Origin of the sequence: Paracoccus sp. MBLB3053 (assembly GCF_031822435.1) — a bacterium.
Taxonomy (GTDB): Bacteria; Pseudomonadota; Alphaproteobacteria; order Rhodobacterales; family Rhodobacteraceae; genus Paracoccus; species Paracoccus aurantius.
On the sequence record NZ_JAVQLW010000001.1, the window covers coordinates 963098 to 985168 of the forward strand.

Below are 22071 nucleotides of genomic sequence, written 5' to 3' on the forward strand. Positions count from 1 at the left end.
TTGCCGCGCCCATACCATTTGCCGAGATTTCCTGCAAATCGCAGATCAACCGGCCAATCCGACATTGATGAAGTAGGCGTCGGGGCTTCGTTCGCTGCTGAACCCTATGCCGGATGCAATGACGCAGCTCGTCGCGTCGGGGCGTTCAAGGACCATCGTCCAGGTCCCCATCAATTCGGAACCCCAAAGGGCGGTGTCTTCGGCATTGGTTGCGATCTTGCTTTCGCCGAATTCCTGCTTCAGTGCCGTCTCGATCTTCCGATCCTGGTCGCACCAGGGCTGGTCGTCTGTTGCCTGATCCGATACCGGCAGACTGCGCGCCATTTCTCGGACGGAACGTGGGTCCATGCCGGAAATCGCGGACCAGCCACGGGGGTTTGCCACATTCTCCTCGCGCGTGACGATGGCAGCGCCAGCTTGTCCGGCCAGCAACGGCAGCATCGCCCCGATCAGGGCCATTGCGGCCTTTCGGCGAAGTTTCATCGGCATCGTCTCAACCTCTCGCTTACGCGTTTGATCTGGACAAATAACGCATGTTCCCCTGCCTGGTTCCTGCGACGGATCTGCGCTGCGCCCGCCGTGAGCGCTAGCAACGTCGCCGCGCATGTCCTAAAAGGCGAAGGACGGACGAGAAAAGGGAACGGGTCATGGCGATCTTGCTGGCGGATGTGGGCGGCACCAATGCGCGACTTGCGCTGGCGCGGACCGAGGGCATCTATACCGGCAGCATCACCCGCTTTCGCGGCGACGATCATCCGGATTTCGACGAAGTCGTGCGTCTTTTCCTGGAGCGCGAGGGAAATCCCCGGATCGAAGCGGTTTGCGTTGCCGTCGCCGGACCGGTTTCGCAGGGTCGCGCCCGGCTGACGAACCGCGACTGGCATTTCAGCGAGGATCGCCTGATCGAACTGACCGGCGCGGCCCGGGCACGGCTTATCAACGATCTGACGGCGCTTGGCTATGCCACGCCCGCGCTTTCGGGTGAGGCGGCGGGATTTCTGCGCGACGGGCCGAAGGACGGGACCCGCAACGGGCAACGCCTGGTCGTGAATGCCGGAACGGGCTTCAATGTCTGTGCGGTGAAGGTTCTGCCGGGCGGGGGGATTGCCTGCCTTGAACACGAAGAAGGCCATACCCGCCTGCCACTTTCGGTGTGGGAGCCTTTGGTCGAAGCGCTGGGTGACCGCGCCAAGGCCTTCGATTCTGTCGAGGAACTGTTTGCCGGGCGCGGACTCGCGCGCCTGCATCTGTTGCTTGCCGGTGGTGAGCCTGTGCGCGCCGAAACGGTCGTCGAGGCGGCCGATACAGGTGATGCGGCGGCGAACGCCACATGCGATCTCTACGCGCGGCTTTTCGGCCTGCTCTGCCGCGAACTTGCGCTGCGCTTCATGCCGATGGACGGCATGTTCCTGGCTGGCAGCGTCGCGCGCAGCGCCGCGCAGCGGCTCGATATCTTCGAGGCCGCCTTCCTGTCCGATGCGCTGATGGCGCAGATCCCCCGTGCCGTTCCGATCGGAATGATCCGGGACGACATGGCGGCCCTGCATGGCTGTCTTGCCGCAGTTGCGTGAACATTCGCCGACAAATTCCCTGAACGCTGGATTTTAGCGGCTTCCCCTGCGAGACTGCCCGAAAACCTCGAAGACAGGGCGGACAGGGATGAGACTTCTATTGAAGGCGGGCACTGCCGCCGCATGCTTGCTGGCGTTGGGTGTCGTGTCGGTATCGGCGCAATCCTCCGGTTCTTCCTCATCTTCATCTTCGCCTTTCTCGGGGCTTTTCGGCGGGTCAGAGGGCAACGATGCCTCTCCTGTCGATATCGATTTCCAGGTTGCGGGCACGGATGAGGATATCCTGCCCGCCGTTCGCAACACCTCGCTATTGCTCAATGCGCAGAACGAAGGCCGGGTGACGGGGCAGGACATCCTGGCTGCGGCACGCGGCGATTATGCCCGCATCCTTGGCGTGCTCTATGACGAGGGCTATTATTCTGGCGTCATCGACATCAAGCTGGACGGGCGCGAGGCAGCCAGCATCGCGCCCCTGGATGCGCCAAAGGTCGTGCACAAGGTGATGGTGACGGTCGACCCCGGTCCGCGTTTCCGTTACAGCCGCGCCGATGTCGCACCTGTCGCGCCGGGGACCGAACTGCCCAGGGATTACCGCGCGGGCGAGGTCGCGCGCACCGGCGACATGAAACAGGCGGCCACTTCTGCCGTCGAGGGATGGCGCGATGTCGGACATGCCAAGGCCGAAGTCGCCGAAACCGACATCGTCGCGGATCATGCCACCAATCTTGTCGACAGCCGCATTCTCTTGGCGCCGGGGCCGACGCTGCGTTTCGGAAAGATGTCGGTCCGGGGACAGCAACGGCTGAGCGAGCGCCGCCTTCGCAAGATCGCAGGCTTCCCCGAGGGCGAAAGGTTTGATCCGGAAAAGGTCGAGGACGTGCGCAAGCGCCTGCGCCGTTCGGGGATCTTTTCGGCCATCACCCTGTCCGAGGCCGATTACATCGGACCGAACAATACGCTTGATGTCGACCTTCTGGTTGTCGAACAGAAACTGCGCAGGATCGGCGGAGGTTTCGAATATTCCAGCATCGATGGCCTGTCGGTGACGGGTTACTGGCTGCATCGCAACCTGCTGGGCGGGGGCGAGCGGCTGCGCATCGACTTTGACGTCGAGGATATCGGTTCGAGCACGTCGGGGATGGACAATACGCTGAGCGCCCGTCTCGAGCGACCGGCCACGCTTCATCCCGACATCACGGGTTATGTGGCGGCCGAAGCAAGCGACGAGCAGGAAGAGGATTACGATCTCAAATCTGCCACGGTCGGTCTTGGCTTCACCTATCTCCACAGCGAAGAGATCACGGCCGATATAGGGCTGCAATTCCGCGCGCTGCGGGTCGATGACGATTCCGGTCGAACCAATTTCCGCCTTTTCGCGCTGCCGGCTTCGGTTACCTGGGACAAGCGGGACGAGCCCACGGATGCCAAGCGGGGCTTCTGGATTTCGGGCTCTGCAACGCCTTTTGTCGGATTGCAGGATGAAACGGGTTCGGGTGCTCAGCTGGTCACCGAGGGACGCGGCTATTACAGCCTCGGAACCGAGGACAGGTATACTCTTGCCGGGCGGGCACGCCTTGGCACCGTGCTTGGCCCGGATATCGAGGAGACGCCCCGCGACTATCTTTTCTATTCAGGCGGGGGCGGCACCGTGCGTGGCCAGCCCTATGAATCACTCGGCGTCGAAGTGATCGAAGGAAATGACGGCTTCATCAAGACCGGCGGGATGAGCATGGCGATCATCAATGCCGAAGCGCGCCTGAAGGTGCGTGAGCAGATCGGCGTCGTCGCCTTTGTCGATGCCGGCCGGATCTGGACGGAAGGCGGCTTTTCGGGCGAAACTGATTGGCACGCCGGAGCCGGGGCAGGGGTGCGCTACGACACGCCGATCGGCCCGCTGCGTTTCGATCTCGCGATGCCAGTCGGCGGCGGTTACGACGACGATTCAGGCGTCCAAGTCTATATCGGTCTAGGGCAGGCATTCTGATGAAACTGCATGATTTGATCATCCGACTGCTGGTCGCCATCTGGTTTGCGCTGCTGGCGCCGTTTGCCGCGATCGCCCAGGAAACCGACGCCGGGCCGGACAGCGCAGCCGAAATCGCCGAGGAGGTTGATGACGACAAGGGCTTCATCACGCGCTTCCTTGAAGAAAAGCTTTCGGGCGCCGGCCGCTCGGTCGTGATCGACGGCTTTCAAGGGGCCCTTTCCTCGCGGGCGACCTTCGAAAGGATGACGATCTCCGACGATCAGGGCGTCTGGATCACCCTGGAAAACGGCGCCATGCAATGGCATCGCGCCGCGCTGCTGCGCGGCCGTGTGAATATCGACGAATTGTCTGCCGAACGCGTGATCCTGCCACGCCTGCCCAGCGGGGGCGAAGCCAAGCCGAAGGCCGAGGCGACCGAATTCGCGTTGCCGCAACTGCCGGTTTCATTGAGCATAGCCCAGCTTTCCATCGGTCGCGTCGAACTGGGCGAGCCGATCATCGGGCAGGAAGTCGTTCTGACTGTCTCGGGCTCGATGAACCTTGCCGACGGCGAAGGCGATACGAATCTCGTCATCGACCGGGTCGATGGCCCGCGCGGCGAATTCGCGCTGGTGTCGTCCTTTTCGAACGAGACGCGTGAATTGAACCTCGACCTGAATCTGGACGAGGATGCGAACGGCCTTTTCGCGAATATCGTCAAGATGAACGGCCGGCCGGCGGTCAAGGCCGAGATAGTCGGCAGCGGGCCGCTGTCGGATTTCGACGCGGATATTCGGCTGGAAACCGACGGATCGCCACGCGTCGCGGGCACTGTCGCCATCAAGGAAGAGCTACGCGAAGGTATTTCGGGGACGGCGTTCCAGGCCCAGCTGACAGGCGATGTCGCGCCGATGATCGCGCCTGATCGCCAGCAGTTCTTCGAGGGTCAGTCGGTGATACGTGCGAATGGCTGGAGGGGGCAGGACGGTCGCCTTGTCGTGCCAGAACTGAAGGTTTCCACCGGCGCTCTCGATCTTGAGGGCCTTGTCGAGGTCAATGACAAGGGCGCGCCAGAGCGCGCCAACCTGACCCTGCTTCTGGGCGAGGACGCAGGTGCGACCCAGCTTCCGGTCGTCGTTCCCTTTGGCAGTGTCGAGACGACCGTGAATTCGGGCAATGTCGTTCTGAAATACGATGCGGCCGAGGGCGCGGGCTGGACGCTGACCGGGCGCGTGGGTGAATTCACCCGTCCAGATATCAGCCTGTCGGAACTGCGTCTTGATGGCCGCGGACGCGTGGTGCTGACGTCCGAGCAGGCCCTGCAGGAAGTGCGAGGATGGATTGCCTTTGGCGCGGACGATATCGCGCCCGACGATCCGGCCCTGGCCGAAGCCCTGGGCGAGACGCTGAACGGAGGTCTCAACTTCGCCTTCACCCCCGGCAACGCGATGAAGCTTTGGGGCATGAACATCAATGGAGACGAGTTCAAGCTGCAGGGTGATCTCGAGGCTTCGGGGCTTCGGACCGGCATTGCGCTGTCGGGCGATGTGACCGCACAGCATCTCAACATCAGCACGCTTTCCAGGATTGCCGATCGGCCGCTGGGCGGCAAGGCCGATGCCCATGTCAAGGGCCGCTATGTTCTGCTCAGCAAGGCTTTCGATATCGATGCCCGCATCGAAGGCAGTGATATCAGTGTTGGCCAGGAGCAGGCCGATCGTCTGCTTGCGGGCAGTTCGCATATCGAGCTCAGTGCCAAGCGCGACAGTTCCGGGATCGATCTGCGCCGTCTCGACGTGCAGGCCCAGAACCTCACTGCCGAGGCCCAGGGTTTCATCAGCAGCTGGGCCAGCGAAGTGAATGCCCGTGTCGCGATGCCCGATCTATCCGTGGCCGATCCGAAATATGGCGGCGCGCTCCGCACCGACGTGAAGCTGACGGGGGCCGCAGATCACCGCCAGCTTACCCTGACCGGCGAGGCGCAGGATCTGGTCATCGGCATGCCCGAGATCGACGGAGCCTTCAGCGGCCGTACCGAGCTTTCGATCGACCTGATGCAGGTCGACGGCGCCTATGAGCTGCAGCGGTTCAAGCTGGTCAACCCACAACTCGATGCCGAGGGCACCGGGAAGTTCAGCCAGACGGATCTGGAAGGGCAACTCAGGGTCGCGATGCCGGACCTCGCTGTGCTTGGGCGTGGCTTCTCGGGCGGCATCGTGCTTGAGGGGGTCGCGTCACAGAAGGACGATGCACGTCAGATCGAACTGACCGGGCAGGGGACGGATCTGCGTTTCGGCCAGGGCGACGTCGACGGCGCGCTGACCGGGGTGACGGACCTGAAGCTTTCTGCCGAGCAGCGCGGCAAGGATATCACCATCAGGCAGCTTGATCTGACGAATGCGCAGATGACGGCCAGCGCCACAGGATCGCTGGGCGAATCCGGCACTGACCTGACTGGCCAGGCCGAAATCAGGTCGCTGGCGAGCTTCGGCCGCGGCTGGCGTGGTTCGTTGGTTGCTCAGGGCAGTTTCAAGGATGACGGCACCGGCGGCCGGTTGCTTGATGTGACTGGCACAGGGCGTGATCTCTCGTTCGGGCAGGCGCAGGTTGACGGCGCGCTGTCCGGGGAAACCCAGCTTGTGCTGCGCGGTGTGGAACGCGATGGCCAGTTCACGATCGAGACGGCGCAGATCGCGAATCCCAGTCTCAATGTCGCGGCAGAGGGGACGGTCGGCGCGGGCTCAACCGATCTGCGCGCCGATCTGCGCGCCGATGACCTGCGTTTCCTGGGCCGGGGTTTCCGTGGCGGCGTCGCCCTTCAGGCCGAGGTTCGCGACGAAACAGATGGCAGCCGCGCGATCACGGCTTCGGGTTCGGCTCGGGGGCTTGCGATCGGCAATCCCAAGGCCGATGCGATCCTGGCCGGCCAGACCACGCTTGACCTTGCCGCCACGCAGCGGCCCGATGGCAGCTTCACCGTCAGCAGACTGGAAGCCGAGAATCCCCAGTTTCGCGTGAGCGGGGATGGCAGTCCGACCGAAGGGTTGAATATCGATGCGCGGCTGAACGATCTGGGTGTTCTGGTGCCGGGCTTTCCAGGGGCGGCCACGGTCAGCGGAACGGTACGTAATACAGGAACCGCCTATGAGGTCGACCTGAACGCGACCGCCCCCGGCCAGACCAGCGCGCGGATCTTCGGCACGGCCGCCACTGATGGTTCCACGATGGATATGCGGGTCGAAGGCAGCGGGAATGCCGCAGCGGCGAACCCCTTCCTGCGGACCCGCAGCATCGAAGGGCCACTGAGCTTTGATCTGCGCCTGAACGGTCCGCCCGCGCTTGAATCGGTCACTGGCCGGGTCGCACTGACGAATGGCCGTCTTGCCGAGCCGCGCTTCGGGCTCAGCGTCAATGCGCTGAATGCGAATGCCGACCTGAATGGCGGCCAGATCCAGGTCGATATCAACGGCGCGGTCGAGGCCGGAGGCAGGATCTCGGTCCAGGGGCCGATCTCTCTTTCCGGCAGCCGGGCGATGGATCTTAACGTGAGGCTCGACGACGTCATCCTGCGCGATCCGTCGCTTTACGAACTGAGGGCGAACGGCGCCATCGAGATCGGCGGCTCGCAGGTCGAAGGACCGTTGGTCCAGGGTCGGATCGACCTGAGCGATGTCGAGATCCGCATTCCCTCCACAGGGCTGGGCGGGGCAAGGGCGATACCCGACATCATCCATCTCAGCGAACGGCCACCGCAGCGTCAGACCCGCGCAAAGGCCGGGCTGCTGGAATTCCCCAGCGATGCTTCGCGACAGGCGGGAATGACGACGCCGCCTGCCACTCCTCCGGCAGTTCCCGCACGCTTCGATCTGACCATCTCGGCCCCGGACAAGGTGTTCATCCGCGGACGCGGTGTCGACGCCGAAATGGGCGGCGAGATCCGGCTGACCGGCAATGCTCGTCAGCCCATTCCGATCGGGAAGTTCGAACTGATCCGGGGACGGGTCGACCTGCTTGGGAAACGTCTGAGCCTGACCGAAGGTATCATCGAGCTGCAGGGCAGCCTGGTCCCGGTGATCCGGTTGGTGGCGCAGATCGAGCAAGATGGAATCACCACGCGCATCATTATTGACGGCGAAGTCCGCGACCCCGAGATCACCTTCGAATCCTCGCCCGAAATGCCCGAGGAAGAGGTGCTCTCGCAGCTTCTCTTTGGCCGGGGCCTCGACAACATCAGCGCCCTTCAGGCGGCCCAGCTTGCCAGTGCCATCGCCGCGCTGGCGGGCAAGGGCGGGGACGGCATCGTCGGCAAGCTGCGCAGTTCGACCGGTCTTGACGATCTTGACCTCGCCACGGATTCCGAGGGCAATGTTTCGGTCCGTGCCGGCAAGTATCTGTCCGAGAACCTTTATACGGACGTGCAGGTCGGCGACGAAGGCAAGACCAAGCTGAACCTCAATCTCGACATCTCAAACAGCCTGACCGCGCGGGGATCAGTGGCAAGCGACGGGGAAAGCACGCTCGGGCTGTTCTACGAACGCGATTACTAGGACGGCCGCAGCGCGACATGAAAGCCCCGCCGGAATTTTCAGGCGGGGCTTGAATTTTTGCGCCGGACTGTTAGCTTGCTAATCAACATAATTAGCAAGCTAACGTACTCCAATGGCGGATCGACCCGTGACCCTGTTCGATGAACTCCTGACCCTGACCCGCGCGATCCGCGCGGGCTTTGAACTGCGCGTCAAGAAGCTGGGCCTGACCTATGCCCGCGCCCGGCTGTTGACGACGATCGGCCGCAATCCGGGCGCGAGCCAGGCGGAACTGGCATCGGCGCTGGAAATCGAGACACCGACACTCAAGCGCCTTCTGGACGCGCTTGAGGCTCAGGGGCTGGCCGAACGTCGGCCTCTGGCGGGCGACGCGCGCAAGCATGCCGTGTTCCTGACCGACACGACGCGGATCGAGCCCCTGCTGCGATTCCGTGGCGAGGTTGATGCCGCGCTCGTCGAAGGCGTCTCTGCCGAAGACCTCGCGGCCGCCCGCCGTGTGCTGACACAAATGACGCGGAACGCCGAAAGGTTGCGTCGGGAATGACGACGGCCCCCGCCTCAGCAGCGCCGGCCCCGCCACAACCGGCGCCGTTCGAACCGATGCCCCTGCCGCGCGCGCTCGGCTATATTGCGGCGTCGCTGGTGATTGGCCTGACACAGGGTATCGCGCAGGGGTTCATCAGCACGAATATCCCGCAGATCGCCGGAGACCTCGGCGCGACGACGACACAGGCCAGCTGGCTGATGGCGGCATTCCTGATCCCGCGGGCGACGATGCCGCTTTTGCTGATCAAGCTGCGCGCCGAGTTCGGCCTGCGCCGCTTTGCCGAGGTCGCGATCGTCGTCTATCTGGCCGTCGCGCTCATGTCCTTCGCGATCTTCGACCTGCGCTCGGCCATCGCCGCGCAGTTCTTTGCCGGCATGGCTTCGGCACCGCTTTCGACGCTGGCCTTCCTCTACATCCTTGAGCCGCTGCCCCCGGCCTGGAAGTTGCGGCTGGGCCTGCCGCTGTCGCTGGCGGCGATCTCGGTCGGGCCGCACCTGGCACGGGTGATCTCACCTGCTCTGATGGGGGACACGGGCTGGTTCGGCCTGCACGTGATGACGCTTGGCCTTGCCGCGATCTCGCTCGCGCTGGTCTACCTGCTGCCGCTGAAATCTCCGCCACGGGTGAAGGCGATTGCGCCGCTCGACCTGGTCAGCTGGGCCTTGATCTCGCTGGGCTTCGGCGGCGTGATCGTAGGCTTCGTGATCGGCCCGATCCGCTGGTGGACGGATGTTTCCTGGCTGGGCTGGCTGCTGGCGGGCTCGCTTGGCTGTCTGACGCTGGCCGTCATGGTCGAACTGAATCGTTCGGCGCCACTGATCGACATTCGGTGGCTGGTCAGTCCGGCCATGCTGCATCTTACCATCACGCTGCTGCTGTTCCGGCTGATCCTGTCCGAACAAAGCTCGGGGGCGCCGCGCATGTTCCAGGCCCTCGGCATCACCCAGGGCCAGCTTGTTCCGCTGTTCGCGGTGATCTCGGCTGCGACCGTGCTGGGCGCGCTCGCGCTGGTCCCATTCATGAAGCCCGAGCGCGTACCCCAATTTCATCTTGTCGCCCTGGTCCTGATTGCTGCCGGAGCGTTCATGGACAGCCATTCGACCTTGGACACGCGGCCCGCGCAGATGATGCTCAGCCAGGCGATGATCGCCTTTGCCGGATCGCTTTTCATGGCACCCGCGATGATGCGCGGCCTGCTGGCGGCGATGGCGCGGGGCCCGAACTACCTTCTGTCCTTCGTGATCGTGTTCATTTCCACGCAAAGCATCGGGGGCGCCGCAGGGTCGGGTGTGTTTTCGACATTTATCAACCACCGACAGGCCTATCATCTGCAGGTGCTGCGTGAGGATCTGGCCAGCACCGACCCGCTGGTGATGCACGATATCGCGACGCGCGCGGCCACGCTTCTGGCACAGGTGCCAGATGCGGCCCTGACCAAGGCCCAAGCGGTTGCGGCGCTGGCGCAGGATGCCTCCGGCCAAGCCTATGTCATGGCCTATAACGACGCCTATCTGGTGACCTTCCTCGTCGCCGTCGCGGCGCTGAGCGCGCTTTTGCTGCATATCTGGCGCGACTGGCTGGCGGCGTGGTGGTCCAGAGCTTCCTCCTCCTCTCCCCTCGCAGTTTCCCCCGAGTCCCCCAAATGACCAAGTCACATGTTGTTCCGACCATAATCGCGGCGCTGGCAGGCCTTGCCGGCATCCTGATCGTGCTTTTTGCCTGGCACCTGCCCCCGTTCCATGCAGCCCATCCGCGGACCGAAAACGCCTATGTGCGCGGTCAGGTCACGACGCTTTCGCCCCAGCTATCTGGCTATGTCTCCGAGGTCGCGGTGCATGATTTCCAGACCGTTTCCAAGGGCGAGGTCATCGCACGCATCGATGACCGCCAGTATCGCCAGAAGCTGGCGCAAGCCAAAACCGCCCTGCAATCGGCCCAGGCTGCACTCAAGATCAAGGAGCAGGGAGTTCACTCTGCCGAAGCCCGGCTGCAATCGGCCGAAGCCGCACTCCGTTCGGCCATGGCCGTCCGCGATACCGCGCAGCAGGATTGGGCGCGAACCAGCAAGCTGCGTGAGCGCGGCTTTACCGCGCAAAGCTCGGCTGACGAAAGCCAGCTGGATCTGCGGCGCGCGGAAGTGGCCGTCGAACAGGCCGAAAGTGCGATCGCCGTCGCGCGTGAGGATCTGAATGGCGCCAAGGTCGGTATCAATGCCAGCAAGGCCGATATCGCATCGGCCGAGGCTGCGGTGGAACTGGCCAGCATCGATCTCGAGAACACGCAGATCCGCGCACCTGCCGATGGACGCCTGGGGCAGGTCGGCGTCAGGCTCGGGCAATATGTCTCGGCCGGGACTTCGCTTGTCAGCCTGGTTTCGCCCGATGTCTGGGTGATCGCCAATTTCAAGGAAACCCAGTTGCACGGCATGCGCATCGGTGACCGTGCGAGCTTCACGGTGGATGCAATGCAGGGCCGCGCGTTCACGGGCCGTGTCGCTTCGTTCTCACCGGCGACAGCTTCGGAATTCAGCCTGCTTTCCGCCTCGAATGCGACGGGCAATTTCACCAAGGTCGCGCAGCGCCTGCCGGTCCGCATCGCGATCGATCCGGGGCAGGGCATGTCGGATTATCTCGAACCGGGTCTTTCGGTCGTCGTCACCGTGGACGAAGGGTCGGGCGCGCAGGACAGGTCCGCCCAATCGGGACCTGCGGTCATGGGTCATGACGGCTGAAATTCCGGCTGCACTCGCCCGGACGGCAATCCGGGTCGCGGTCGCATCCCGAAGATGCCGCTTCTTTCACCTGGTCCGAGATGGAAGGATCACGAGCGCCGTGGGCCCGACCATCCGCATCCAGTCGACCGCGGAATACTGCAATCCTGCGTGACCGGCTTCGCGGTTTCGTCCGAGGCGCAGGGTTCGAATCGCGCCTCGTCCGAACACCGGCGCGAACGGATCAGACTTCGGGCACCAAGACTTCGCGCTTGCCGACGTGGTTCGCCGGGCTGACGATGCCCTGGTCCTCCATCTGCTCGACGAGGCGCGCGGCCTTGTTGTAACCGATGGCCAGTTTGCGCTGGATATAGCTTGTCGAGCATTTGCGATCCTTGGCGACGATCGCAACTGCCATGTCGTAAAGCTCGGCATCGCCGCCCTCGCCCGAGGACAGGCCCAGCACCTGGTCGATGCTGTCGGCGCGTTCTTCGTCCGGGCCCTCGACGACGCCCGACATGTAGCTGGGCGGGCCGAAGGACTTGAGGTGGTTCACGACCTCTTCGACCTCTTCATCGGAGACGAAGGGGCCATGGACACGGGTGATCTTCGAACCGCCCGCCATGTAGAGCATGTCGCCCATGCCCAGAAGCTGTTCGGCCCCTTGTTCGCCCAGGATGGTGCGGCTGTCGATCTTCGAGGTGACCTGGAAGCTGATCCGGGTCGGGAAGTTCGCCTTGATCGTGCCGGTGATGACATCGACCGAGGGGCGCTGCGTCGCCATCACGATATGGATGCCCGAGGCCCGCGCCATCTGCGCGAGGCGCTGGATGCAGGCCTCGATCTCCTTGCCCGCGACCATCATCAGGTCAGCCATCTCGTCGACGATGACGACGATATAGGGGAAGGTCTCGGGCTGGAATTCCTCGGTCTCGAAGATCGGCTCGCCGGTATCCTCGTCAAAGCCGGTCTGGACGGTGCGCTTGAACATCTCGTCCTTGGCAAGCGCCTCGCGGACCCGGCCATTATAGCCCTCGATGTTGCGCACGCCCATCTTGGACATCTTGCGGTAGCGTTCCTCCATCTCGCCGACGACCCATTTCAGCGCGACGACGGCCTTCTTGGGATCGGTGACGACGGGCGAAAGCAGATGCGGGATGCCGTCATAGACCGACAGTTCCAGCATCTTGGGGTCGATCATGATGAGGCGGCATTCCTCGGGCGTGAGCTTGTAAAGGAGGCTCAGGATCATCGTGTTGATCGCGACCGACTTGCCCGAACCGGTGGTCCCCGCGATCAGAAGGTGGGGCATCTTGGCGAGGTTCGCGACCACCGGGCCGCCGCCGATATCCTTGCCGAGCGCGAGGGGCAGGGGCTGCGTGCCATCGGCATAGGAAGGCGCGGCAAGGATTTCGCGCAGCACGACCTTTTCGCGGCGGGCATTGGGCAATTCGATCCCGATGACCGAACGTCCCGGCACGGTCGAGACCCGCGCCGACAGCGCCGACATCGAGCGCGCGATGTCATCGGCCAGGCCGATCACCCGGCTGGCCTTCAGTCCGGGGGCCGGTTCGAGTTCGTAAAGCGTGACCACGGGGCCGGGACGGACATCGGTGATCTGGCCCTTGACGCCGTAATCGTCGAGCACGGCCTCGAGCATCCGGGCGTTTTCCATCAGCGCCTCGGGCGGCAGCTGGTGGCGCTCGACGGTCGAGGGCGCGGTCAGAAGCGAAAGGGGCGGACATTCGTAATGGCTTGCCGTCTCGTCGAAACGCGCCGGGCTTGCCGTGCGCGGCTTTGCGGCAGGTGCCGGGCGTTCGACCCTCGGCGCGGGCACGGGCAAAACCGCTTCATTATCCGTGTCTGTGTCGTCATCCGGATCGGGCAGGAAGTCCGATCCCGGGCGGCTTCCCGTCAGACGCGAAGTGACCGCCGAAAGAACCGAGGGTTTTTCGGTCGGACGTTCCGCACGCTGGCGGATTGCATCGGTGATCCGCGCCGAGATCTCGGCATCCGACGGGGGCTCGTCATCCTCGGCATAGTTGGTTTCGGGATCGATCAGCTCGGATTGCGGCGCATATTCGTCGCTGCGGTGGCCGATCGTTGGCGCGCGCCGGGCCGGGGCCGTGGGCGCGTTGTGGATGCGCGGCTCGGGCAAGCTGGCCGCGCTGGCACGCGCGACCCGGTCCCGCCGTGCATCGGCGCGGGTCTTGATTTCGCGAGCGGCGCCAGATGACAGGCGCGCGCTCTTGTCCACTGCCTGCAGCACGATCAACCGGGCGGTCGCAAGCCCGTTGCGCAGGAAGCGACCAGTCGCCGAAAGTTCACGCCGGTCGAAGCCAAGCACGAAGCTGAGAAAGGCGATGGCTGCTGCTGCTGTGACAAGAGCAAGGAACTTGATCGCGATCGATGCCTTGATCGGCATGATCGACAGCATTGCTCCCATCAGCATGTCGCCAAGATGCCCGCCGAGGCCGAAACTTTGCGTCCAGTCCGGCGGCGGGGCCATCGAGGTCGCATAGATCGAGACAAGCACGACGGCGATCGGCAGGAACAGCGCACGCTTCACCCGGTCTTCGCCACGGTGAAGCATAAAGCGCAGCCCCCAGACGATCAGGCCAAGGACCGCAACCCAGATGCCATGGCCGGTGATCATCACCGCGGCCGAGGCGAAATAGGCCCCTGGCCGGCCCAGAAGGTTTTCCGCGGGCTGGTCGGTGGCCGACATCACGCTGGGATCGTCGGGCGAATAGCTGACCAGCATCATCGCGATGAGCACGCCAAGGATGACCAGAAACGCGCCCAGTATTTCCTTGCCGCGCCGCTCCAGCGCCTCCTGCGTGGATTGGTCGAACAGCGGATCGCGGTGTTTCGCCTGCCAGCTCGCCATGCAGTTAGCCCCCTTGATACAAGCAGTTCTTCAATCGGATCAGCGCGGCCTCGGTCTGGTCGGCGGGATCGACCAGTGCGACGCGGATATAATCCTGGCCGGGATTTCCCGCAGCCGTCTCGCGCGACAGATAGGCGCCGGGCAGGACCTGAATGCCTGCCTCGGACCAGAGCATCTTCGCGGCTTCCTCGCCCGTCCCGACAGCTTCAGGCACGCGCAGCCACAGGAAAAACCCGCCCTGCGGCGCCTGATAGCCGGGCATATTGCCCAGAACGCGGTCCGCCACGGCGTATTTGGCATGATAGAGCGCGCGGTTCTCGTCGACATGGGCCTCGTCTGCCCAGGCCGCAGTGCTGACGCGCTGCACCGGAAGGGGCAACGGGGCGCCCGAATAGCTGCGCAGCCGGCGGAACTGGGCGATCTGTTCGCGGCCTCCCGCGGCAAAGCCCGAACGCAGCCCCGGCAGGTTCGATCGCTTGGAGAGCGAGTTGAACATCACCACCCGGTCGGCCAGCCCCATGCGGGTTGCCACGGCCAAAGCGCCCGGCGGCGGGGCACCGCGCCAGATCTCGGAATAGCATTCATCCGAAAAGATCAGGAAGTCGTGGCGATTGGCCAGCGTGATGAGATCCTGAAGATAGGCTTCGGACGCGACCGAGCCCTGGGGATTCGCGGGCGAGCACAGATAGGCGATGCCGACCCGGTCGAGTGTCTCGGCGGGCAGACCCGCGAAGTCAGGCAGGAAACCGGTTTCCGACGTGGCGGGCACGAAGATCGGTTCGGCGCCGACAGCCGCTGCCGCCACGGCATAGACCTGATAGAAGGGATTGGGGATCAGGATCGCCGTGCGCTGGCCCTTTTTCTGCTCGGGGCAAAGCGCCAGCGCCGCGTTGAACAGCCCCTCGCGCGTGCCGTTCACGGCAGTGATACGCGCGGGCTCGACCTCGATCCCGTGCCTGCGCCCGATCCAGCCCGAAATCGCGGCCAGCAACTCGGGCACGCCCTCGTTCGAGGGGTATTTGCCGAATTCCTTGATGCTCTCCGCCATGATCCGGCCGGTGAATTCCGGCACCGCATGGCGCGGCTCTCCAATGGTCATCACGACCGGGTCAGCGGCAGGCGAAATGCCTGCCAGCAGCGTCCGCAGGCGCGGGAACGCATATTCCGGCAGGTTCGAGAACCGCTCGGGTATTGCCATGACTGCCTCTCAGTCGGGGTCGTGCCGCCCCGTTTCCCCGAAAGGATACCGGCAAAGCCCCATTGCGTCCAGAGTTTCGGGGCCGAAGCCCCCGGGTTTGCGGGATAATCCCGTGTGTCCTGCCGCCTAGCGAAGCGCTGCCTCGGCTGCGGCAGCAGTGACCAGCAGCGCCTGATCCTTGCCTGCATGCCCCATCATCATCAAGCCACAGGCGGGGTGTCCGGTCGGCAGGGTGACAGCCGGAAGGCCCAGCAGGTTGCCGATGCGGGTGTTTCGCAAGGTGAGCAGGTTTTCTGCGGTGAAATAGTCGGGATCGTTCAGCAGCCGCTCGGCATCGGGCGGCAGGATGGGCGAGGTCGGCAGGATGACGGCATCATATCCTGCGACCAGCCTTGCCCAATCCTCGCGGATTCGGTTGAGCGTCTCCCAGCCAGCGACGTAGTCAGCCGCGCTCGCATCGCGGCCTCCACGGAACCGTTCGAGGATCGGCGGATACATCAGCTCGGGCGCGTCTTCGATCTGGTCCCGCCAAATGCCATAGGCCTCGGGCGCGAAAAGGACCGATGAAAGCGCCATCGCCTGGGCGACACAGGGCGGAGCAGCATGGCTGATCCTGGCGCCGGCCCTGGCCAATCGCGCAAGCGCGTCCTCGAAGGCCGTGACCGGGCCTTCGCGCGCATCGTCGAAGGGCACCCCATCCAGCACCATCAGCCGCAGCTTGCGGTGGCCGCTATCGGTCAGGTCGGCGGCGGGGGCATTGGTCAGGACAGCCAGAATCTCGGCGCAATCCTCGACCGTGCGGGCAAGCGGTCCTGCCACATCGAACCGTCTGCACAGCGGAACGATTCCCCGGCTGTTGACTGTCCCATGTGTGGGCTTGAACCCCACGAGCCCGTTCCAGGCGGCCGGTACGCGGATCGAGCCGCCGGTATCGGAACCGATTGCGGCGGCCGCCAATCCCATCGCGACCGACACCGCAGCCCCCGAGCTTGAACCGCCGGGAGCCATCGCGGGGTCGATGCTGTTCGGCGGCGTGCGTGTCATCGGGTTCAGGCCCAGTCCCGAAAATGCCAGTTCGGTCATGTGCGTCTTGCCAAGGCAGACCATGCCCTGGATCGTCGCCGAGGCGAGAATTGCCGCATCCTGCTTGGGTGTGCGTCCGGCAAGCAGCCGCGAGCCCGCCTCGGTCGGGACACCCGCGCTGTCGACATTGTCCTTCCAGCTGATCGCGACACCGTCCAAAAGGCCACGGCGCAGTCCCGATTTTGCGCGATCATGCGCGGCGATCGCTTCGGCCCGCGCACGGTCCGGCGTTATCCGGGCATAGATGCTGTTGGCATAGGGCTGTCGAGAAACAGCCTCGAGATAGGCTTCAGTCTGCTCCACGGGACTGATCAGCCCGGCAAGAAACGCCCGACCCTGTTCCGATGCAGACGCCTTTAGCCAGTCCATTTCGATCCCCTTGCCTTCCGGTCTCTTCGCGGCGCTCAGGCTATCGGCCCCGGCATCTGGCTGCAATGGCGGCCGTGACCTGCTTTGCCGCATGGACATTATCCGCACCGAGAGCATAGTGCGATCCCATGAAGACGGATTTCGACATCATGATCGCGGGCGGAGGGCTGAACGGCCCCGCCCTGGCTCTGGCTCTGGCGGATGTGGGGCTCAGAGTGGCCGTGGTCGACAATCGGCCCGCCGATGCCCGGGCGGGCGATGATTTCGACGGGCGTGCCTATGCGCTCGCGCTTGCCTCGCAGCGGCTGCTTTCCGCGCTTGGTCTCTGGCGGGATCTTGCCGAGAAAGCCCAGCCCATTCTGAAGGTCGAGGCGACGCAGGGCCAGGCGGGGGCGGGGGCGGGACCCTTCGGCCTGCATTTCGACAGTGCCGAGCTCGAAGAGGGCCGGCTGGGCTACATGATCGAGGATCGGTTCCTTTACCGCGCGCTTCTGGGCGCAATGGAAAAGCGCGTGACCCATCTGCCGGGCCTCTCGGTGACGGGGCAGACGCCGGATGCGTCGGGTATCACGGTGCATCTGTCGGATGGGCGCAATTTGCGTTCTCGGCTGCTGGTCGGCGCCGATGGACGCCGGTCGGGCGTGGCCGAGCGCGCAGGCATCCGGCGCGTTGGCCATGATTACGGCCAGCTTGCTTTGGTGGCAGCGGTCGACCACGAACTGCCGCATCACGGCGTTGCCCATCAATTCTTCATGCCGACGGGGCCGCTGGCCATCCTGCCCTTGCCGGGCAATCGCAGCTCGATCGTCTGGTCCGAGACTGAATCCGAGGCCCGCGCCATCACCGAACTGACCGACGAAGCGTTCCTTGAAGTGCTGCGTCCCCGCTTCGGAGATTTCCTGGGCCGCATCAGCCTGGCCGGGCCGCGTTTTTCCTATCCGCTGGGCCTGACGCTTGCGCAAAGCTATGTGGCGCATCGTGTCGCGCTGATCGGTGACGCGGCGCATGGCGTGCATCCGATAGCAGGGCAGGGGTTGAACCTTGGCCTGCGGGATGTCGCCAGCCTTGCCGAAATCATCGCTACCGCGCGCCGCAGGGGGGAAGATATCGGTACTGAACCGGTCCTGGCGCGGTATCAGAAATGGCGCAGGCCCGATGCGACCGCCCTGGCTTTGGGAATGGACGGCGTGAACGCATTGTTTTCGAACGGAAACCCGCTCTTGCGCGCAGCGCGCGAACTTGGGATGGGAATGGTCGATGCAATTCCACCGCTGCGCCGTGGGTTCATGCGGCAGGCCGCAGGGCTCCGGCTGGACCCGATGCCGAAGCTGCTGGCAGGGCAACGGCTCTAGACGGGAACGGTCACGAAGCTGCGAGCGTTACAACCCTGCACATCCAAGCGAACGTGAATGTCCAAGTTATTGGAGATACGGTAGCATTCCGACCATGAACATCAGATCGCTCGCCCTCGCGCCCGTCCTCGCCCTTGCCATGGCGTTCCCTGCCCTGGCGGACAAGATCCCGCTGAACGAAATCTCGCGCTATCTCAATGCCATGAAGACAGCGCAGGCGGATTTCACCCAGGTCAATGCCGATGGCACGATCTCGACCGGCGTGGTCTATATCCACCGCCCGAACCGGGTCCGTTTCGAATATAATGGCAGCAAGACGCTGGTTCTGGCCTCGGCCGGACAGGTCGCGGTTTATGACAGCAAGTCTCGCAGCGGGCCGCAGCAATATCCGCTGTCCAAGACGCCCCTGTCGCTGATCCTTGCGCCAAACATCAATCTGAGCCAGGCGCGCATGGTGACGGGCTATACCGAAAAGAAGAACACCACCGTAGTGACGGCACAGGACCCGCAACACCCCGAATACGGAAATATCCAGATGGTGTTCACGGCCAATCCGACCCAGCTTCGGCAATGGGTCGTCAAGGATGACACGGGCAAGCGCACGACCGTCATCCTTGGCGAGATGAAGACGGGCGTTTCGATCCCGCCATCCAAATTCGCAATCCGCTGAGTGTTCGCCCGCCATGCCTGGCGGGCCTTGGCGATCTAGCGCCGGCAGGAGGTCAACTGCAGGCGGTAGAGTTCCGATCGTGCGCTGACCTTGTTGGCCACATTCAGAAGCCAAGGCTTGCTGCGGTGCGAGCCATTCGCAAAACCAGACCGACCTTCATGATAGGCAAGGTATTGTGACGCGGCATCCTGCTTTGAAATGCCAAGAATGCGGGTCGAATCGTTCATGTACCAGCCCATGAAATCGGTCGCGTCACGAATATCGTCCCGCCTTGCCCCACGATTTCCCGACTTGCGCAGATAGTCCTCCCAGGTTCCGTTCAGCGCCTGGCTGTAGCCATAGGCCGAACTTTGGCGTCCCATCGGGATGATCCCCAAAGCATAGCGGTGCGGGGTCTTGGCATCGCCGATGAACTTGGATTCCTGGTGTATGGTGGCCATCTGGACATAGACGGGAATGCCCCAGCGCCGTTCGGTCGCCTTCATCGCCCGCATATAGGCAGGGCGTTCGGCGGCAAGGGCGCATGCGTTTTCGAGATTGCGGGGGGCCTTGTAACTTCCGCCGCCACATGACGCGACGAGCCCGACGATCGCGAGCTTCAGAAACCTGTTCATACTGCCCTCATCTCTCTTTTTGCCTGAGAGCATAGCGTTATTCGACCCATGCGTGCAAATGACATCGGCTCGATCATGCCTAGCTGGGCAGGACCGAGACCGATTTGATGATGGCGAAGCATTGGGTGCCCGGCCGCAGATCCAGCGTTTCCACTGATCTTGGCGTGACCTGCGCAAGCATTCGTTCGTCCGCAAGAGCAAGCTGCACCAGTCCTCCGGATATGCGCGTGACGGTTGCAGGAAGGATATTCAACGCAGAAAGGCCGACAGGCGGATCGCGCGACAGGATGACCTCATGCGCAAGGACCCTCAATCTCAGCGATTTCCCCGGCGAAAGGTCTGCGCCTTGCAGCAGCATTGGCCCTGCGGCAGTCGCGACCTTCAGCATCCCGTCCGGCTCGCGCGCCTCGACCCTGCAAGAGATCAGTGCACCCGCTTCGCGCGCGCCAAGCTCGGGCGCCATCGCGGGATCGGCGAGGATGTCGGGCAATGCGCCCGCGCCCCGGACATTTCCCTGCTGGATCAGAACCACGGTGGTCGCCAGACGCAGGATCTCGGGAACCGCATGACTGACAAACAGCATCGGCAACCTGATTTCGTCCCTCAACCTTTCAAGCCAGGGCATGATCTCGGCCTTGCGGGCCTCGTCCAGCGCGGCAAGGGGCTCGTCCATGACCAGCAGGGCAGGGTCCGAGAGCAGGGCCCGACCGATTGCGGTGCGCTGCCGTTCGCCGCCCGACAGCGTGGCCGGGCGCCGCGACAGAAGCGGCCCCAGCGCCAGCATCTCGACGATCCGGTCGAAGTCGCGTGCCGCACCCCTGCGCCAGCGCGACGGGTAGCGCAGGTTCTGGGCGACGGTCATGTGTGGAAACAGCCGGGCATCCTGAAAGACGTAACCGATCCTGCGATCTTGCGGGGGCAGATTGGTGGTACGGTCGAACAGCACCCGCCCGTCCAGCGCGATCCGCCCAGAATCCGGCCGAAGCAGGCCTGCGATGGCGTTGATCGTGGTTGTCTTGCCGCAGCCAGAAGGGCCGAAAAGCGCGGTGACCCCGACAGGTGCCTCGAAGGCGATGTCGAGATCGAGGCCGGGGAACGCATGGCGGAAGGCGACGGCAAGGCTCATCTTCGCGCCACCGTCCTGCGCGCGAGATATTCGGAAAGCAGCACCGCCCCCATCGCCAGGATGACCGAGATCGCGACCAGCCGCATGGCGGGCGCTTCTCCGCCGGGTGTCTCGAGCAAGGCGTAGATCGCGGATGGCAATGTCTGGGTCTGGCCGGGGATGTTGGAGACGAAGGTGATCGTCGCGCCGAATTCCCCCATGGCTTTTGCGAAACCCAATGTCGCGCCGGCAAGGATCGCGGGCAGGATCAGGGGCAGTGTCACGGTCGCGAAAATCCACGGCCCTGGGGCGCCAAGCGTGGCGGCGGCCTGTTCAAGCCTGGGATCGACCGTCTCGAATCCCAGTCGGATCGCTCGGACCATCAATGGAAAGGCCATGATCGCCGCAGCCAGCGCGGCGCCGGTCCAGCGAAAGGCAAAGACGACCCCCAGGGGTTGCAGCAGGCTGCCGATCGGGCCTTGCGTCCCGAAGGTGACGAGCAGCAGATATCCGGTCACGACAGGCGGCAGGATCAGCGGCAGGTGAACGATCCCGCTGACCAGCGCATGCCCGGGGAAATGCCGTCGCGCCAACAACCAGGCGACGCCGATGGCCAGGGGCAGGCTGGCCAGTGTCGCCACAAGCGAAACCCGCAGCGACAGGATAACAGCCTGCCATTCCTGCGGGCTGAGCCAGGCTGCCGGATTCACGGAAGCACGGTGAAGCCCTGCGATTCGAATATGGATCGCGCTGGCTCCTGCCCAAGGCTGTCGAGAAATGCCCGGGCCTGCGGGGTGTCGGCCGCAGTCGTCACGGCGCCCGGATAGGTGATTGCGTCGTGGCTCGTCTCGGGGAAGGTTGCGACGATTCCGACGCCAGGCTCGGCCACCGCGTCCGAACCATAGACAATGCCAAAAGGAGCCTCGCCGGTCGCGACAAGCTTCAGCGCGGCGCGCACATTGTCGGCCTGCGCGACATTCGCCTCTAGCTCGGACCAAAGGGCCAAGGCTTGCAGCCCCTGCTTGCCATATTGGCCCGCCGGAACCGAATCGACGAGCGCCATGGCCAGCTTTCGATCGCCCAGAAGGGCAGGCAGATCGGCAAGACCGGCGGCGCCAGGCTTGCCGGTGCCGACCAGCACGAGCGTATTGCCGAGCAGGTCCTTGCGCGTCGCCTTGTCGATATCTCCGCTCGCCTCAACCTCATCCATCCAGTCTGACGAAGCCGAGATGAACAGATCGGCGGGCGCGCCCTGCCGGATCTGCTGAGCCAACTTCGAGCTGCCCGCATACGAGATGACCACCTTGTCGCCATGGGCCTGCTGCCAGGCATCCGCGATCTCGTCCAGCGCCGTTTTGAGGCTGGCGGCGGCGAAGACGGTGATTTCGTCGGCATGTGCGGCGGGCGTCAGGGCTATCAGCGCGGCGACAAGCAGGGGCAATCGCAAGG

The 22071-nt window shown here is 64.1% G+C and carries 16 protein-coding genes; 8 read left to right on the forward strand and 8 right to left on the reverse strand.

Annotated elements, in window-relative coordinates:
* Positions 1-45 precede the first annotated feature (45 nt).
* The gene (locus tag RGQ15_RS04860; protein ID WP_311159099.1) at positions 46-483 is read right to left on the reverse strand and encodes a hypothetical protein; all 438 of its coding nucleotides are present in this window, start codon (positions 481-483) and stop codon (positions 46-48) included.
* 164 nt (positions 484-647) lie between these two features.
* Between RGQ15_RS04860 and RGQ15_RS04865 the strand changes: the two genes are divergently transcribed.
* The 6 genes from RGQ15_RS04865 to RGQ15_RS04890 all read left to right on the forward strand — a co-directional run bounded on the left by RGQ15_RS04865 (position 648) and on the right by RGQ15_RS04890 (position 11362).
* Entirely contained in the window at positions 648-1571 is a 924-nt protein-coding gene (locus RGQ15_RS04865) for a glucokinase (protein ID WP_311159100.1), read from the forward strand.
* An 88-nt stretch (positions 1572-1659) separates the two neighbouring features.
* Positions 1660-3555 carry an autotransporter assembly complex protein TamA gene (locus RGQ15_RS04870; RefSeq protein ID WP_311159101.1) on the forward strand — a complete coding sequence of 632 codons (1896 nt, stop codon included), beginning with the start codon at positions 1660-1662 and terminating at the stop codon, positions 3553-3555.
* Positions 3555-8084, forward strand: a complete 4530-nt coding sequence (locus RGQ15_RS04875) for a translocation/assembly module TamB domain-containing protein (RefSeq protein ID WP_311159102.1) — start codon at positions 3555-3557, stop codon at positions 8082-8084. The genes RGQ15_RS04870 and RGQ15_RS04875 overlap by 1 nt, the downstream gene beginning before the upstream one ends.
* A gap of 127 nt (positions 8085-8211) precedes the next feature.
* On the forward strand, positions 8212-8628 hold the full coding sequence (locus tag RGQ15_RS04880) for a MarR family winged helix-turn-helix transcriptional regulator (protein ID WP_311159103.1): 417 nt from the start codon (positions 8212-8214) through the stop codon (positions 8626-8628).
* Positions 8625-10277: an MFS transporter gene (locus tag RGQ15_RS04885; protein ID WP_311159104.1), complete on the forward strand. Its 1653-nt coding sequence runs from the start codon at positions 8625-8627 to the stop codon at positions 10275-10277. Before RGQ15_RS04880 ends, RGQ15_RS04885 begins: the two co-directional genes overlap by 4 nt.
* Positions 10274-11362 (forward strand): HlyD family secretion protein, encoded by a 1089-nt coding sequence (locus tag RGQ15_RS04890; protein ID WP_311159105.1) that lies wholly within the window; start codon positions 10274-10276, stop codon positions 11360-11362. Before RGQ15_RS04885 ends, RGQ15_RS04890 begins: the two co-directional genes overlap by 4 nt.
* Positions 11363-11585: 223 nt before the next feature.
* On the opposite strand, the gene RGQ15_RS04895 is transcribed toward RGQ15_RS04890, so the two are convergent.
* From RGQ15_RS04895 to RGQ15_RS04905, 3 genes are all read right to left on the reverse strand, one after another.
* Positions 11586-14231, reverse strand: coding sequence for a DNA translocase FtsK (locus RGQ15_RS04895; protein ID WP_311159106.1), 2646 nt, complete (start codon positions 14229-14231; stop codon positions 11586-11588).
* Positions 14232-14235: 4 nt separating this feature from the next.
* Positions 14236-15429 (reverse strand): aminotransferase class I/II-fold pyridoxal phosphate-dependent enzyme, encoded by a 1194-nt coding sequence (locus RGQ15_RS04900; RefSeq protein WP_311159107.1) that lies wholly within the window; start codon positions 15427-15429, stop codon positions 14236-14238.
* Between the two features lie 126 nt (positions 15430-15555).
* Positions 15556-16881, reverse strand: coding sequence for an amidase (locus RGQ15_RS04905; protein ID WP_311159108.1), 1326 nt, complete (start codon positions 16879-16881; stop codon positions 15556-15558).
* 128 nt (positions 16882-17009) lie between these two features.
* On the opposite strand from RGQ15_RS04905, the gene RGQ15_RS04910 reads away from it, so the two are divergent.
* Complete coding sequence (locus tag RGQ15_RS04910) at positions 17010-18233, forward strand: UbiH/UbiF/VisC/COQ6 family ubiquinone biosynthesis hydroxylase (RefSeq protein WP_311159110.1); 1224 nt, start codon at positions 17010-17012, stop codon at positions 18231-18233.
* A 94-nt stretch (positions 18234-18327) separates the two neighbouring features.
* Positions 18328-18903, forward strand: coding sequence for a LolA family protein (locus tag RGQ15_RS04915; RefSeq protein ID WP_311159111.1), 576 nt, complete (start codon positions 18328-18330; stop codon positions 18901-18903).
* A 35-nt stretch (positions 18904-18938) separates the two neighbouring features.
* Here RGQ15_RS04915 and RGQ15_RS04920 read toward each other — a convergent pair whose 3' ends face one another.
* From RGQ15_RS04920 to modA, 4 genes are all read right to left on the reverse strand, one after another.
* Positions 18939-19517 carry a transglycosylase SLT domain-containing protein gene (locus RGQ15_RS04920; RefSeq protein WP_311159112.1) on the reverse strand — a complete coding sequence of 193 codons (579 nt, stop codon included), beginning with the start codon at positions 19515-19517 and terminating at the stop codon, positions 18939-18941.
* Between the two features lie 79 nt (positions 19518-19596).
* Positions 19597-20643 carry a molybdenum ABC transporter ATP-binding protein gene (modC, locus tag RGQ15_RS04925; protein WP_311159113.1) on the reverse strand — a complete coding sequence of 349 codons (1047 nt, stop codon included), beginning with the start codon at positions 20641-20643 and terminating at the stop codon, positions 19597-19599.
* On the reverse strand, positions 20640-21332 hold the full coding sequence (gene modB, locus RGQ15_RS04930) for a molybdate ABC transporter permease subunit (RefSeq protein WP_311159114.1): 693 nt from the start codon (positions 21330-21332) through the stop codon (positions 20640-20642). The genes modC and modB overlap by 4 nt, the downstream gene beginning before the upstream one ends.
* Entirely contained in the window at positions 21329-22069 is a 741-nt protein-coding gene (gene modA / locus RGQ15_RS04935) for a molybdate ABC transporter substrate-binding protein (RefSeq protein ID WP_311159115.1), read from the reverse strand. Before modA ends, modB begins: the two co-directional genes overlap by 4 nt.
* Between the last annotated feature and the right edge of the window lie 2 nt (positions 22070-22071).

Bases quoted from the DNA above. Each gene is read 5' to 3' on its own strand.
- RGQ15_RS04865 (WP_311159100.1), top strand. From the start codon at position 648: ATGGCGATCTTGCTGGCGGATGTGGGCGGCACCAATGCGCGACTTGCG.
- RGQ15_RS04870 (WP_311159101.1), top strand. From the start codon at position 1,660: ATGAGACTTCTATTGAAGGCGGGCACTGCCGCCGCATGCTTGCTGGCG.
- RGQ15_RS04910 (WP_311159110.1), top strand. From the start codon at position 17,010: ATGAAGACGGATTTCGACATCATGATCGCGGGCGGAGGGCTGAACGGC.
- RGQ15_RS04895 (WP_311159106.1), bottom strand. From the start codon at position 14,231: ATGGCGAGCTGGCAGGCGAAACACCGCGATCCGCTGTTCGACCAATCC.
- modC (WP_311159113.1), bottom strand. From the start codon at position 20,643: ATGAGCCTTGCCGTCGCCTTCCGCCATGCGTTCCCCGGCCTCGATCTC.
- RGQ15_RS04900 (WP_311159107.1), bottom strand. From the start codon at position 15,429: ATGGCAATACCCGAGCGGTTCTCGAACCTGCCGGAATATGCGTTCCCG.
- RGQ15_RS04860 (WP_311159099.1), bottom strand. From the start codon at position 483: ATGAAACTTCGCCGAAAGGCCGCAATGGCCCTGATCGGGGCGATGCTG.
- RGQ15_RS04915 (WP_311159111.1), top strand. From the start codon at position 18,328: ATGAACATCAGATCGCTCGCCCTCGCGCCCGTCCTCGCCCTTGCCATG.
- RGQ15_RS04885 (WP_311159104.1), top strand. From the start codon at position 8,625: ATGACGACGGCCCCCGCCTCAGCAGCGCCGGCCCCGCCACAACCGGCG.
- RGQ15_RS04890 (WP_311159105.1), top strand. From the start codon at position 10,274: ATGACCAAGTCACATGTTGTTCCGACCATAATCGCGGCGCTGGCAGGC.
- RGQ15_RS04920 (WP_311159112.1), bottom strand. From the start codon at position 19,517: ATGAACAGGTTTCTGAAGCTCGCGATCGTCGGGCTCGTCGCGTCATGT.
- RGQ15_RS04905 (WP_311159108.1), bottom strand. From the start codon at position 16,881: ATGGACTGGCTAAAGGCGTCTGCATCGGAACAGGGTCGGGCGTTTCTT.
- RGQ15_RS04875 (WP_311159102.1), top strand. From the start codon at position 3,555: ATGAAACTGCATGATTTGATCATCCGACTGCTGGTCGCCATCTGGTTT.